Raw genomic sequence first — 14,088 nt, forward strand, 5'->3', positions numbered from 1 at the left:
CGCCCCTCGCTTTAAAGTTTCGCAGTAATATTGTCGAGAATGTCTTTTTGCGCATCTTTATCGATACTACGCTCAAGAATCTTCTCAGCACCAGCTACAGCCAGAGTTGCAACCTGTTTGCGCAGGTCATCGCGAGCACGGTTACGTTCCGCTTCAATTTCCGCTTCAGCTTGCGCTAGGATTTTTTGACGTTCTGCCAAAGCTTCCTCACGAGCTTCATCGATAATTTGTGCTTTACGCTTGTTTGCTTGCTCAATAACCTCGGTTGCAGTGCGCTTCGCTTCCTTCATTTGATCAGAAGCGTTGGCTTGCGCTAGATCTAAGTCTTTTGCAGCGCGTTCAGCGGCTACAAGACCGTCAGCAATTTTTTTCTGACGCTCTTCAATCGCATTCATGATTGGCGGCCATACATATTTCATGCAGAACCACACAAACATTGCGAATGAGATTGCTTGACCTAGCAGAGTTGCGTTCATATTCACAACAGCTACCCCTCTAAAGATTCATTGACGAGCTAAAGTTTAATCAGTTGACAAGCTCGAAGCTTGTCGGAGAAAAATCTGATTAACCTAGCTGACCAACGAATGGGTTCGCGAATGTGAATAGAAGTGCGATAACAACACCAATCATAGGAACCGCATCAAGTAGACCAGCGATGATGAACATCTTAACTTGAAGCATCGGAGCCATTTCAGGTTGACGAGCAGCACCCTCAAGGAATTTACCACCCAAAAGACCAAAACCGATCGCAGTACCGAATGCAGCCATACCAATGATGATACCTACGGCGATTGCAGAAAAGCTCAGTAAAGTTTCCATTACTATCTCCAATTTATAGTTGTTGGCTTAAATTTGCCTAAATAAAACGCGTTAAAATTAATGACTGTCTTCGTGTGCCATTGATAGATAAACAATCGTTAGCATCATAAACACGAAGGCTTGAATCGTTATTACTAGAATATGGAATATCGCCCATGGTAGTGAGCCCATCCATTGTAAATACCATGGTAGCATTGCCGCACAAAGGATGAAGACCACCTCGCCCGCAAACATGTTACCGAACAGACGCATACCAAGTGAAAGTGGCTTTGAAAGCAAAGACACAACTTCGATAAGCATGTTAAATGGAATCATGATTGGGGTATTAAACGGGTGTAGGGTCAACTCTTTTGTAAAGCCAACTAGACCTTTTACTTTGATGCTGTAGTAGATCATCAGAGCAAAAACACCTAGTGCCATAGCCATCGTGATATTGACATCAGTAGTAGGCACCACTTTCAAGTAAGGGATACCCATTTGCTCTGCAGGGTAAGGAATGAAATCGATAGGCACTAAGTCCATCAAGTTCATTAGGAATACCCAACAGAAGATAGTTAGTGCTAGGGGCGCGATGAGTGCGTTGCGTCCATGAAACGTATCCTTGACGTTTTCGTCAACGAATTCCACGATCATCTCAACAAAACACTGCAGCTTGCCCGGCACACCAGCTGTTGCTTTCTTTGCTACTGAACGGAATATCCAAAGGAATACCAAACCAGTTAGCAGAGAAAAAAACAGGCTATCGATATGTACGTTCCAGAAACTCGACTCGTCCACTAAACCTAGCTTTCCTAAAGAAAGGTTGGTCAAGTGGTGAGTGATGTATCCGGCCGATGTTAGCGCTTCACCTGGCGCAGCCATAACTCATCCTATTTTTTGTTGTTAACGAAAATTACTGGAGCCATAAGGTTAATTAAGACGACCAGTAAAAATGTGAGATTCAGAGGAATCACTTCCACCTGAATATACATGTAAGCTATTGAGAATAGGGAGGCTATAATAAGGATTTTCAGGGCGATACCCGCATAGAAAGACGCGGCAACTTTCTTCGCTGCACGAGCCCCACTAAACAGAAATGCGCACAACGCAAAAACAGCATTAGCAATAACAAAACTGCCACCACCAATGAGCGCTGAAATTCCCCACTCAGCATTTACAGCCACTGTCATCCCAACAGCTACTAACGCAACCGCACCCGCTTGAATCAGTAACAATCGCTTTGCAAGCGCTCGTCCTGGTCTCGCTAATGCCGCTACCATGTATTCTTACCTTTAGTTCTATCCACTTTGCACCTAATAACTACTGTGCTGGGAGATTGGCGAAAATTATACTTTCTACCAAAGTTATTGCAATCAAAGCGCATCAAAAAGACATACTTTCATTCACAAAACCATAACTTTCGCACAAATTTATCATTTATCAATAATTGACCTACATCAATTATCTCATTTAGCTCTCAAGCTTGGCAATAAGTTGCTCCAATTTGTGAGGTTCATCAAGACTTATCGTTACCTTTGACTTTCCACTCGCGTTTCTTGTCAAAGAAACTTTAGCCCCAAGTTTTGCGCTCAACCTTTGGGAAATTTCTTGTGCATCACGGTCTTCAGACTGTTTTTTCTCTGAAGAGTTCGGTTTTAAGCATTTTTTTACCAAATCTTCAGTTTGTCTGACGGTCAATTGCTTGTTCGCCACAGTCTGTGCGATCTCACACTGAACCTCACCTTCAAGTGCCAATAGTGCACGTGCGTGACCCATATCGAATTGCTTGGTTTCAACAAGCTTCTTCACGGGAGTTTCTAACTGATTCAAACGCAGCAAGTTACTGACTGCCGTGCGAGACTTACCAATCACATCAGCAACTTGCTGGTGGGTAAGCTCAAACTCATCTTGCAATCGCTCGAGTGCCTGTGCCTCTTCAATCGCGTTAAGATCTTCGCGCTGAATGTTCTCGATTAATGCCATGGCAACTGCCGCGCGATCTTGAACATTTTTCACGAGGCAAGGGACCACTTTCAGACCCGCTTGTCGTGCCGCGCGCCAACGGCGCTCGCCCGCAATGATCTCAAACTGATCGTGTCCGACATTTCTGACAACAATCGGTTGGATGATGCCTTGAGATTGGATGGATGCAGCCAGTTCTTCCAGAGCTTCAGGTGCCATATCTTTTCTTGGCTGATAGATACCTGGACGAAGGCTGTTAATTGAAAGTTCAGTCAACTCTCCATCGGTAGAGAGTGTCTGACTTTGAGTTGCAACCTGCTGTTTTTCTCGTGCAAGCGAACTAGTCGACAGCAGTGCGTCTAGTCCTTTCCCTAAACCACGTTTAGACATTGAATCTTTTTCCTTAAGAGCGTTAAGCCGTTACTTCTTCTCGTCGTAGCATCTCACCAGCCAACGCTAAATACGCTTTCGCCCCTGCAGAATACTTGTCGTAGTACATTGCAGGCTTGCCATGGCTAGGAGCCTCAGCGAGGCGGACGTTCCTAGGGATAACGGTTCGGTAGACTTTGTCGCCGAAGTGTTTTTTCAATTGTTCCGATACTTCATTCGCCAGACGGTTTCGAGGGTCATACATAGTTCGAAGCAAACCTTCGATCTTAAGATTCTCATTCACCACCGCGGCCAGCTTACTGATGGTATCCATCAGTGCGGTCAGACCTTCAAGCGCGAAATACTCACACTGCATCGGCACGAGCACAGAGTCTGCTGCAGCCATCGCATTAATTGTAAGTAGGTTCAAAGAGGGAGGACAATCGATAAAGATGAAATCATAGTTATCACGGATTGGCGCTAACGCGTGTTTTAGCCGAACTTCGCGCGCAAACACCTCCATAAGCTTGATTTCCGCTGCAGTTACGTCCCCGTTCGCAGCAATTAGATCAAATTGGCCCGAGGTATCGGTGCACACAACTTGGTCAAAAGGTAGCTCATCGACCAGTAAATCGTAAGCAGTTGTTTCAACTTGGTACTTATCAACACCGCTGGCCATTGTCGCATTGCCTTGAGGGTCAAGGTCAATCACTAACACTTTACGCTTTGTCGCTGCCATCGAGGCAGCTAAGTTAATACACGTGGTAGTCTTCCCAACCCCACCTTTTTGGTTCGCGATAGCGACAATTTTTCCCACGACAAGCTCTCCGTTATCCTTTCTTGGATAAGATTACAAGATGACGGTCACCTTCCAACTCAGGAACTTGCAAAGGTTTGATTTCGATCACAGAACACCATGACGGTAATTCGGCGATCTCCTGTTCGTGAAGCTGACCCTTTAGAGCATAAAAGCGACCAGACTGTGGTTTTGGTAAATGTTCACACCAGTTCACCATGTCTGTCATTGACGCAAATGCACGACTCAATACTCCATCAAAGCCTTCTCCTGCGTCAAATTCTTCCACTCGAGATTGGACTGGGCTGACATTTTTTATCTTCAGTTCGTGCGCAACCTGCTTTATGAATCGAATTCGCTTGCCAAGACTATCCAACAAGGTAAATGACTTGGTTGGGTTCATGATGGCAAGAGGAACGCCAGGCAATCCAGGGCCTGTACCGACATCAATAAAGCGTTCGCCTTCAATATGCTCACCCACGATGATGCTATCAAGAATATGTTTCACTAACATATCTTCAGGGTGGCGCACTGACGTGAGGTTGTAGGCTTTGTTCCACTTATCGAGAAGCTGAACGTAGCCTACGAGCTGTTCACGTTGAAGTTCAGAGACCTCTAGTGAGGTCTCCGCAATGAGTTGATCAAGTTTTGTTCTTAGGTTGCTCACGCAGCTTCACCTTTTTTAAGCACGCCTTGCTTTTTCAAATAGACTAGCAAGATTGAGATTGCCGCTGGAGTAATACCAGAAATACGGGACGCAATACCGATAGTTTCAGGCTTGGCTTCACTCAGCTTCGCCACTACCTCGTTAGATAATCCTTTGACATCGCTGTAATCGAGATCCGCTGGGATCTTAGTGTTTTCATGACGCAGCGATTTTTCGATCTCGTCTTGCTGTCTTTGGATATAACCTTCGTATTTCACTTGGATCTCTACCTGCTCACTCGCTTGTTGATCTTCAAGAGCAGGACCAAAGGCATCGAGCGCGGTCAGTTGCGAGTAGGTTAGCTCTGGACGACGCAACAGATCTTCACCGCTGGCCTCACGAGAAATCGGGGTTTTTAGCAAGGCATTTAGTGCCTCAACACCTTCAGACTTAGGGTTAATCCACGTTTCTTTTAGACGCTGACGCTCTTTCGCCATGTTCTCCATCTTCTCGTTGAAGCGGCTCCAGCGCTGCTCATCGATAAGGCCAAGTTGGTGCGCGTGTTCCGTCAGACGAATGTCGGCGTTATCTTCACGTAGCAGAAGTCGATATTCTGCACGAGAGGTAAACATACGGTATGGTTCTTTCGTGCCCATCGTTGATAGGTCGTCAATCAATACACCCATGTATGCCTGATCGCGACGCGGGCTCCAGCCTTCTTTGCCTTGAGAGAACAAGCTCGCATTCAGACCGGCCATCAAACCTTGTGCAGCGGCTTCTTCGTAACCAGTGGTGCCATTGATTTGTCCAGCAAAGAACAAACCAGAAATAAATTTGGTTTCGTAGGTCTGTTTTAGGTCACGAGGATCGAAGAAATCGTACTCAATCGCGTAACCTGGACGAACGATATGTGCATTTTCAAAGCCTTTCATCGAGCGAACGATCTGAACCTGTACGTCGAACGGCAAGCTCGTCGAGATGCCATTTGGGTACAATTCATGTGTCGTTAAGCCTTCTGGCTCAATGAAAATTTGATGACTATTTTTATCCGCAAAGCGCATGACCTTATCTTCGATAGACGGACAATAGCGCGGACCAATACCTTCGATCACACCGGCGTACATTGGGCTGCGATCTAGGTTGTTACGAATCACTTCATGAGTGCTTTCGTTGGTGTGCGTGATAAAACATGGAATCTGAGTTGGATGCTGTGTGCGCTGCCCCAAGAACGAGAACACAGGTGTTGGGTTATCACCGTGTTGTACCTCTAATTCAGAGAAATTAACACTACGTGCATCGATACGTGGTGGTGTGCCTGTTTTAAGGCGATCCACTCTAAATGGTAACTCACGAAGACGATGGGCAAGCGCGATAGACGGCTGATCCCCCATGCGACCACCGGATGAACTTTCCATACCGATGTGGATCTTACCACCAAGGAAGGTGCCGACTGTTAGTACCACGGATTTAGCGTGGAACTTAAGTCCCATTTCCGTTACAACACCGCGCACTTGATCTTGTTCGACGATCAAATCATCTACCGACTGTTGGAATAAGGTCAGATTCGGCGCGTTTTCTAGTGCGTGACGTACGTACGCTTTGTACAGTGCACGGTCTGCTTGTGCACGAGTAGCACGTACCGCTGGACCTTTAGACGCATTTAACGTGCGGAACTGAATACCAGCATGATCGATGGCCTCTGCCATTAGACCACCCATAGCATCCACTTCCTTTACTAGGTGCCCTTTGCCGATGCCACCAATAGCTGGGTTACATGACATCTGACCCAGAGTATCAATATTGTGCGTTAGCAGAAGTGTTTTTTGCCCTGTGCGAGCAGATGCGAGTGCGGCTTCCGTTCCTGCATGTCCGCCACCTACAACGATGACGTCAAATGTTTCGTGATAAAGCATGAACCGACCTCAGTATTCAATCGATAGAAATAGACAAACCAAAAGGAGCGGTATTCTACCGCTTTTCTGGTATTGAGAAAATCGCTTTTAAAACATTTTGGATCTAAGAAATAAGAATATAAAGATAAGATCTATATATATGATCTTTTATTAGATCTATTATTAAGATCCACAATCTCTGTGGATAACTCGAAAATGATCAACAATACCATGGATCTTTTTGAGATCGCTTGTTGTGATCTAGTGTTGATCTAGAGCTGTATTAGCTGGGATCAAAATGGCATGTTATACACAAGGAAATGGGCGATCAAAACTTGTTCTTTGGATAAATATAGGTTTTTCACCGAAAAGATCATGTTTTATCCACAGATAATTAGGTTAAATAGTGTGCAGTTGGCTTTTGTTTGGTAGAAAAAGTTACTCACAGGCACAAAAAAAGCGGCTTATGCCGCTTTATTTACACGTATTGTGGCTACTGGAACTTACTGAGGTGCTCATTGAGCCATTCTTCCGCCGCATCTTCTGGCACGGGATGGTTGAGAATGTCGATCTCCAAGCAGTCCGTTAGTGGCGTGCCACCAATATCCTCAAGTAGCGAGTAGGCATGTTTACCTGCCGCGCAGAAGGTGTCATAGCTAGAGTCGCCAATACCGACCACCGCAAACTTTACTTCAGACATGCGAGGTGGGGTCGCTTGCAGCGCAGCAATAAACGGCTGAATGTTATCTGGGTATTCACCCGCGCCGTGCGTTGAGGTGATAACCAGCCAAGTACCTTGTGCAGGTATGTCTGCAAGCTCTGGTTGGTTATGGATAGTGGTCTCTAGGCCTTGTTCTACCAGCAAGTCACTGAGATGGTCGCCCACATACTCAGCGCCGCCAAGTGTGCTGCCTGTGATGATATGAATCATTGATGTTCCTTTTTCAATACCGCTTATTTACCAATACAGAAAGACGAGAAGATGCGTCCGAGTAGATCATCTGAGCTGAACTCTCCGGTGATCTCATTCAAATGCTGCTGAGCAATGCGCAGCTCTTCTGCCAAAATTTCGCCGGCCATATAGCCTTCAAGCTGCTGCTGGCCAATATCAAGGTGCTCGGCTGCACGCTCCAAGGCATCGAGGTGGCGGCGACGAGCCATAAAGCCACCTTCACTCGCGCCAGAGAAACCCATAATGGACTTAAGGTGCTCGCGAAGTGCGGGTACGCCTTCTCCTGTGCGTGCAGAAAGACGAATTAACGTCGGATCGTTAACGTGGCAGATCCCCAGTGTTTCACCGGTTTCATCGACCTTATTGCGGATCACTGTTATGCCGATCGACTCTGGTAAGCGATCAATAAAGTCAGGCCAAATCTCTTTTGGATCCGTGGCGTCTGTTGTGGTGCCATCAACCATAAATAGCACACGGTCTGCTTGCTCGATCTCTTCCCAAGCTCGCTCAATACCAATGCGTTCCACTTCATCAGAAGCATCACGCAGACCAGCGGTATCGATGATGTGCAGTGGCATACCATCAATATGGATGTGCTCACGTAGAACATCACGAGTGGTGCCGGCAATATCAGTCACAATCGCTGACTCTTTACCAGAAAGGGCGTTGAGTAGGCTTGATTTACCCGCATTTGGGCGCCCGGCAATGACCACTTTCATGCCTTCACGCATGATGGCGCCTTGGTTGGCTTCTTTGCGCACAGAATCGAGATTATCGATGATGGTTTGCAGATCACCCGCCACTTTACCGTCGGCGAGAAAGTCGATTTCTTCTTCAGGGAAATCAATCGCGGCCTCAACATAGATGCGCAGATGGATAAGCGATTCCACCAGCACTTGAATACGTTTAGAGAACTGACCTTGCAGAGATTGCAGTGCTGACTTTGCCGCTTCTTCTGAGCTTGCATCGATGAGATCGGCGATCGCTTCTGCTTGTGTCAGGTCCATCTTGTCGTTGAGAAACGCACGCTCACTGAACTCACCCGGTCTGGCAGGACGAACGCCAGGGATAGAGAGAATACGCTTAATCAACATATCCATGACGACAGGGCCGCCGTGACCTTGGAGTTCAAGAACATCTTCACCCGTAAAGGAGTGTGGGTTAGGGAAGTACAGCGCAATACCTTGGTCCAACTCGCTGCCATTTTCATCTTTAAACGGAAGATAGTCAGCGTAGCGAGGCTTGAGTGTTTTGCCTGTTACTTGCTGTGCGACTTCTTGAGCCATAGGGCCTGAAACGCGAATGATACCCACGCCACCGCGGCCTGGGGCTGTAGCTTGAGCCACAATTGTATCTGTTGTCATTGTATTGCCTATTCGCCGTGCTTTAGCCAAATTGTAATCATGGACAATGAAAAAGGCGACCACTTAGGCCGCCTTTATTTATTCGAATTCGTTTACGATTCGTCTGGACTACTTAGAGTGTAGACCTTTCTTCTCGAGCGCTCGATAAATCAGCGTTTGCTGGATAAGCGTCACGATGTTCGATACCAACCAGTATAGAACCAGACCTGATGGGAACCATAGGAAGAAGAAGGTGAACATAACCGGCATAAAGGTCATGATCTTCTGCTGCATTGGATCCGTTACTGTCGTCGGGCTCATCTTCTGGATAAGGAACATACTTGCACCCATTAGTAGAGGCAGAATGTAGTATGGGTCCTGAGCTGAAAGGTCATGAATCCAACCGAAGAATGGTGAGTGACGAAGCTCAACCGATTCCATTAGTGCCCAGTACAGAGCGATGAAGATAGGCATCTGAAGCAAGATTGGTAGACAGCCACCCAGTGGGTTCACTTTCTCTTTCTTGTACAGTTCCATCATCTCTTGGCTCATGCGCTGACGGTCGTCGCCAATACGCTCACGCATTGCTTGCAGCTTAGGCTGAAGCATACGCATTTTCGCCATCGAGGTGTACTGCGCTTTCGTTAGCGGGTACATCGCACCACGAACAATGAAAGTCAAACAGATGATCGCCAGACCCCAGTTAACCACAATACCTTGAATGAATGACAGTAGCGTGTGAAGTGGTTTCGCAATGAACCATAGCCAGCCGTAGTCAACTACTAGGTCTAGGTTTGGCGCGACTGCAGCCATCTCGCTTTGCAGTTTAGGACCAGCCCAAAGCGTTGCTTTTAGCGTCGCTGCTTGGCCATCGGCAATCGTCGTGTTTGGCATGCGAACGCCGATATCACCTAGGTTACCAATCACGCGAGTGTAAAGGTTAGTACCTGGTGCTTCACGTGGGATCCACGCCGCTGCGAAGTAGTGCTGGATCATCGCTGCCCAACCTTGACCATCAGTCAGGTTAAGAGACAAGTTACGATCTTGCATATCGTCGAAGCTGTATTTTTTATAGCGAGTGTCTTGAGTTGAGTAAGCACCGCCATTGTAAGTAGGCATTGTGATGCTGCCGCCTTTGTCTTGAAGATTTTGACGAAGGTGAGCGTACATGCCAAACGTCGCGTTTTGACCAGAGTTGTTGTTTACAGTGTATTCAACATCAATGTCGTATTTGCCACGTTTTAGAATGAAGGTTTTGGTGTAGCTGATGCCATTCGCTTCGAATGTCATTGGTACACGTAGCTCGTCTTGACCATCTGCTAGCGTGAAGCTGTCAGCAGATACAGTATAAGCTGGACGGCTCGTGCTGCTTAGGTCGATACCTTGAGGGCCTACTAGACCACTTTGAGCAATAAACTGGTGACCCTGTGAGTCTTTTAGTAGCTCAAACGGGTCGCTAGATTCCAACTCGGTTGCGTACTCGTTTAGGTTTGCGGTAACAACATCACCACCCACAGTTGTCACACCTAGGGTCAGTACGTCGGTTTTCACTGTGATGATTTTATCTGCGGCCGCTTGTGTGTGGCCTGGCGCAGGATCATGCTCATCAGCGAAAGATGGCGCAGGTAGAGTACTGCTTTGCGTCTGCTGAGTCGGAACTGGTGCTGGGTTCTTGTACGATTGCCATTGTTGGAACAGCAAAAAAGAAACCAATGCCAAGCCGATTAACAGAATATTACGTTGAGAATCCATCGTTATTTATCTCTGTCTTGTTTTTGGGCTGGTGGTACGGGGTCAAAACCCCCTTCATTCAAAGGATGGCATTTTAATAGACGTTTGCCTGATAACCAACACCCTTTTACAAAACCGTGAGCTTTAAGGGCTTCTATTGCATAAAGAGAGCAAGTTGGGTTGAACCGACAACGTGGCCCAATAAGAGGACTGATGACCCATCTATACAGATAGACGAGACCAATAGCTAACCACGCGAGGGGCGAGACAGGCGATGCCATAGCTTATCTAGAAGTTTGAACATTTCGTCATTGCTGAGAGTTTGCGCACTCTTTTTCGCAATTACAACAAAATCTTTGCTTGGAAGCTCGTGTTGTTTGTTACGAAAACTTTCACGTACCAAACGCTTGAAGTGGTTTCTGCCGACAGCTGTTTTAATCTGCTTTTTAGGAACCGCTAGGCCAAGGCGAGGGTGTGATAGCGAGTTTTTGCGGGCAATGATGGTGAAATGGGGGGAGCCAGCTCGGTGAGCTTGCTTAAATACATTTTGGTAATGCTCGGGAGTTAACAAACGTAACTCCCGAATAAAGGCATGCTTTTTCAAAATAGAAGATTATTTTGAAAGGCGAGCACGGCCTTTAGCACGACGTGCGTTAATTACTTTACGACCGTTCTTAGTCGCCATGCGAGCACGGAAACCGTGAGTACGCTTGCGCTTTAGAACTGAAGGTTGAAAAGTGCGTTTAGACATGGTTATTACCTTTACTGATCAGTAGTTTTAGGTTCTCGTTGAACCCGGCGTGGGACATATTTCCCGTCTTCTTTCTCTATATAGAGATAGAGAGGAAATCCGACGCCTCTCAACAAAGAGGCGGAATTGTAATCACTGACTCGTCAAGAGTCAATAATCAGTTCAACTTCAATTCCAGCCGGCGAATTATACTTTTTGTGAGCTAGAGCGCAAGGATCATTATCAGATCCCAACCTGATTTAGGAATTTTTTAAGTTGGATATCCTGTGGATCATTGAATATCTGCTCTGGCGTACCTTGTTCCACGATATGGCCGTTGGCCATGAAGATCACTCGATCAGCGACCTCTTTAGCAAACTGCATTTCGTGGGTCACAACCAACATGGTTTGATGCTGAGTTGCGAGCTTTTTCATAAGGTTAAGTACTTCACCGACCCACTCAGGATCGAGTGCTGAAGTTGGTTCATCGAAGAGCAACAGTTCTGGTTGGAGCGCCATAGCGCGGCCAATACCGACCCGTTGTTGCTGTCCACCGGATAGGGAAGCAGGGTATTGATCCCCTTTATCGCCTAGACCGATGTCATCGAGAATTTGCTGTGCTTTTTCAAGTGCTTGGTCTTTTTTCCAACCTTTTACGGTAATCAGACCTTCAGCAATGTTCTGACGCGCAGTCATGTGCGCGAACAGCGCATAATTTTGAAATACAAAGCCGGTTTTACGGCGCAGGGCTAATACTTCGGCTTTAGTGTGATTTTGGCAATCGACCTTTACATCATCAATGGTGATTGTGCCTTCGTCTGCTTGCTCAAGAAAATTTACGCAGCGCAGCAGCGTCGATTTTCCGGTGCCGCTTGAGCCGATAATGACGATGATTTCCCCTTGTTTGATATCAATATCGATACCTTTTAGGACTTCTGTATCGCCAAACTGCTTGTGGATATTTTCCAGTTTAATCATCGTTGGTATGCCTTGTTCAATCTTTGTTCAGCCCACAGTTGCACGCGAGTAAGCACTAACACCACGCCCCAGTAGATCAGAGCCACTGCCAAGAAGGCCTCAAAGAAGCGGAAGCTGGATGACGCTTCCATTTGAGCCTTGGCCATGATTTCAGCCACGCCGAGCGTAAAGGCCAACGACGTCGATTTGATCATGTCGATAAAATAGTTCATCAGCGATGGCAAAGCGACACGGGTCGCCTGTGGCAGAATAATGCGGCGCATGGCTTGGCTGGTCGTCATACCCACAGACAAGCTCGCTTCCATCTGACTGCGATCAATACCGATGATGGCAGCGCGAATACTTTCTGCCATGTAAGCGGCGAAGTGGAGCGTTAAACCGATGACGGCCGCACTAAACGCATTCAGTCCAACCATCCATGGGAAAATTTGTGGTAGACCGTAGTAAAGCAAAAACAGCTGCACCAAAAGTGGGGTGCCGCGGAAAAAGCTAATATAAAGCTGACTGAGCTGATCGAGGACAGGGACCTTGAAAACACGAATATTCGCTAAAATAACCGCAAGAATCAGTGAAAAAAACAATCCCCAGACTGCCATTTCCATTGTGGTGCCGAGATACTTGAGCAGTATCGGCATCAGCTCCAGCATGTATTGAAAATCAAATCCCATAACGTTACCAACTTCTAGAAAAACAAACGCCCACTACCAAGCGTAGTGGGCGTAACAATAGTGATCACTTACTTTTTAGTGATGTCTGCGCCAAACCACTTCTCAGAGATTTTCGCTAGCGTACCATCTGCACGCATGTCAGACAGTGCTTCGTTAACTTCTTGTTGCAGCTTTAGACCTTTTTCGTTGTTCACAAATGGCCATGCGTTTTCAATCGTTTCAAACGGTTCGCCTGCTAGCTGCAGTGGCAGGCCTGTCTTCTTGATAAGCTCAAGTGCAGATAGACGATCCATCACGAACGCATCGGCGCGACCAAGAGCAACATCGTGTTCAATACCTGTGTCGTAGGTTTTAACGTTGATTTTGTTGTCTTTATCGTAGCTGCGTAGCAACTGCTCAAAGTTAGAACCCAGGTTTACCGCCACAGTTTTACCCGCGAGGTCTTCAATACCTTGAATGCTGTCATTACCTTTGCGAACGGTAATCTGTGCACCATCAATCACGTATGGGTCTGCAAATAGGTATTTCGCTTTACGCGCATCGGTCATAGTGATCTGGTTAGAGATGGTGTCGATACGACCGGTCTCAAGCAAACCAAACAAACCAGAGAAGTTTGCGGTCACGTACTCGACTTTGTAGTCGTTGCGGCGACCAATTTCGTCCCAAAGGTCAACTTCAAACCCTTGCAACTTGTCTTGCTTAACAAACGTAAATGGGAAGTAGCGACCAGACATGCCGACTTTCACTTCTTGAGTAGCAGCATAAGCTGCTTGAGATACGGTTGCAGAAAGCGCCAAGGCGGTTAATAGACCTTTAATCCAGTTTTTCATTTTACTACTCCTTCTATTTATGGAGAGGGATGTTACTGGTAAAGCTGTCGATAAGTTAAATAACGAGTTGTTATTAACCATAACAAATCCGTGGTTGAACGCTGACTTTTTCGACAGCTTTATTACGTGTGCGATCAAAACCGACGACAGCTTGAACACGGATCTATACACAAGTTAGATCATATTGCGGGTTTTGTGGGTAGATCTGTGTTTTGTGCATGCGTTTGTGAGTAAAATCAGGGCAATTTGTGCGGATCAAGCCAAATTAACCGAAAAAATTGTGAATAACTTAGATCTTATTCACTGGATCGCCGATCATTTACTGGCGATCTTGGTTATCAACAGGTAAAATTACCAATCTTTTCCAATTCCAATAAATAGAGTGAGAGCACC

The 14,088-nt window shown here is 46.5% G+C and carries 17 protein-coding genes; all 17 read right to left on the minus strand.

Going from position 1 to position 14,088, the window contains the following annotated elements:
* Nucleotides 1–11: 11 nt before the first annotated feature.
* The 17 genes from atpF to LY387_RS16645 all read right to left on the minus strand — a co-directional run bounded on the left by atpF (nt 12) and on the right by LY387_RS16645 (nt 13,695).
* Nucleotides 12–482 (minus strand): F0F1 ATP synthase subunit B, encoded by a 471-nt coding sequence (gene atpF, locus LY387_RS16565; RefSeq protein WP_042478163.1) that lies wholly within the window; start codon nt 480–482, stop codon nt 12–14.
* 82 nt (nt 483–564) lie between these two features.
* Entirely contained in the window at nt 565–819 is a 255-nt protein-coding gene (gene atpE / locus LY387_RS16570; RefSeq protein ID WP_006073065.1) for a F0F1 ATP synthase subunit C, read from the minus strand.
* Nucleotides 820–876: 57 nt separating this feature from the next.
* Entirely contained in the window at nt 877–1,680 is an 804-nt protein-coding gene (atpB, locus tag LY387_RS16575) for a F0F1 ATP synthase subunit A (RefSeq protein WP_234494890.1), read from the minus strand.
* Between the two features lie 8 nt (nt 1,681–1,688).
* Nucleotides 1,689–2,078, minus strand: a complete 390-nt coding sequence (locus tag LY387_RS16580) for a F0F1 ATP synthase subunit I (RefSeq protein ID WP_042478120.1) — start codon at nt 2,076–2,078, stop codon at nt 1,689–1,691.
* A 190-nt stretch (nt 2,079–2,268) separates the two neighbouring features.
* On the minus strand, nt 2,269–3,150 hold the full coding sequence (locus tag LY387_RS16585) for a ParB/RepB/Spo0J family partition protein (RefSeq protein WP_234494891.1): 882 nt from the start codon (nt 3,148–3,150) through the stop codon (nt 2,269–2,271).
* A gap of 22 nt (nt 3,151–3,172) precedes the next feature.
* A complete protein-coding gene (locus LY387_RS16590) occupies nt 3,173–3,946 on the minus strand; it encodes a ParA family protein (RefSeq protein WP_042478124.1) in 774 nt (257 codons plus the stop codon).
* A 13-nt stretch (nt 3,947–3,959) separates the two neighbouring features.
* Nucleotides 3,960–4,592, minus strand: coding sequence for a 16S rRNA (guanine(527)-N(7))-methyltransferase RsmG (gene rsmG / locus LY387_RS16595; RefSeq protein ID WP_234494892.1), 633 nt, complete (start codon nt 4,590–4,592; stop codon nt 3,960–3,962).
* On the minus strand, nt 4,589–6,484 hold the full coding sequence (gene mnmG / locus LY387_RS16600) for a tRNA uridine-5-carboxymethylaminomethyl(34) synthesis enzyme MnmG (protein ID WP_234494893.1): 1,896 nt from the start codon (nt 6,482–6,484) through the stop codon (nt 4,589–4,591). The genes rsmG and mnmG overlap by 4 nt, the downstream gene beginning before the upstream one ends.
* A 472-nt stretch (nt 6,485–6,956) precedes the next feature.
* Nucleotides 6,957–7,394 (minus strand): FMN-binding protein MioC, encoded by a 438-nt coding sequence (gene mioC, locus LY387_RS16605; protein WP_112481039.1) that lies wholly within the window; start codon nt 7,392–7,394, stop codon nt 6,957–6,959.
* Between the two features lie 23 nt (nt 7,395–7,417).
* Entirely contained in the window at nt 7,418–8,779 is a 1,362-nt protein-coding gene (mnmE, locus tag LY387_RS16610) for a tRNA uridine-5-carboxymethylaminomethyl(34) synthesis GTPase MnmE (protein WP_234494894.1), read from the minus strand.
* Nucleotides 8,780–8,887: 108 nt separating this feature from the next.
* Nucleotides 8,888–10,510 (minus strand): membrane protein insertase YidC, encoded by a 1,623-nt coding sequence (gene yidC, locus LY387_RS16615; RefSeq protein ID WP_234494895.1) that lies wholly within the window; start codon nt 10,508–10,510, stop codon nt 8,888–8,890.
* 2 nt (nt 10,511–10,512) lie between these two features.
* Nucleotides 10,513–10,770 (minus strand): membrane protein insertion efficiency factor YidD, encoded by a 258-nt coding sequence (yidD, locus tag LY387_RS16620; RefSeq protein ID WP_081936191.1) that lies wholly within the window; start codon nt 10,768–10,770, stop codon nt 10,513–10,515.
* The gene (gene rnpA, locus LY387_RS16625; protein WP_081936193.1) at nt 10,737–11,093 is read right to left on the minus strand and encodes a ribonuclease P protein component; all 357 of its coding nucleotides are present in this window, start codon (nt 11,091–11,093) and stop codon (nt 10,737–10,739) included. The genes yidD and rnpA overlap by 34 nt, the downstream gene beginning before the upstream one ends.
* Before the next feature lie 9 nt (nt 11,094–11,102).
* Nucleotides 11,103–11,240 (minus strand): 50S ribosomal protein L34, encoded by a 138-nt coding sequence (rpmH, locus tag LY387_RS16630; protein WP_004400210.1) that lies wholly within the window; start codon nt 11,238–11,240, stop codon nt 11,103–11,105.
* A gap of 222 nt (nt 11,241–11,462) precedes the next feature.
* On the minus strand, nt 11,463–12,197 hold the full coding sequence (locus tag LY387_RS16635) for an amino acid ABC transporter ATP-binding protein (RefSeq protein ID WP_234494896.1): 735 nt from the start codon (nt 12,195–12,197) through the stop codon (nt 11,463–11,465).
* The gene (locus LY387_RS16640) at nt 12,194–12,865 is read right to left on the minus strand and encodes an amino acid ABC transporter permease (protein WP_234494897.1); all 672 of its coding nucleotides are present in this window, start codon (nt 12,863–12,865) and stop codon (nt 12,194–12,196) included. The genes LY387_RS16635 and LY387_RS16640 overlap by 4 nt, the downstream gene beginning before the upstream one ends.
* Nucleotides 12,866–12,933: 68 nt before the next feature.
* On the minus strand, nt 12,934–13,695 hold the full coding sequence (locus LY387_RS16645) for an amino acid ABC transporter substrate-binding protein (protein ID WP_234494898.1): 762 nt from the start codon (nt 13,693–13,695) through the stop codon (nt 12,934–12,936).
* Nucleotides 13,696–14,088 lie beyond the last annotated feature (393 nt).

Source organism: Vibrio maritimus (assembly GCF_021441885.1).
GTDB classification, from domain to species: domain Bacteria; phylum Pseudomonadota; class Gammaproteobacteria; order Enterobacterales; family Vibrionaceae; genus Vibrio; species Vibrio maritimus_B.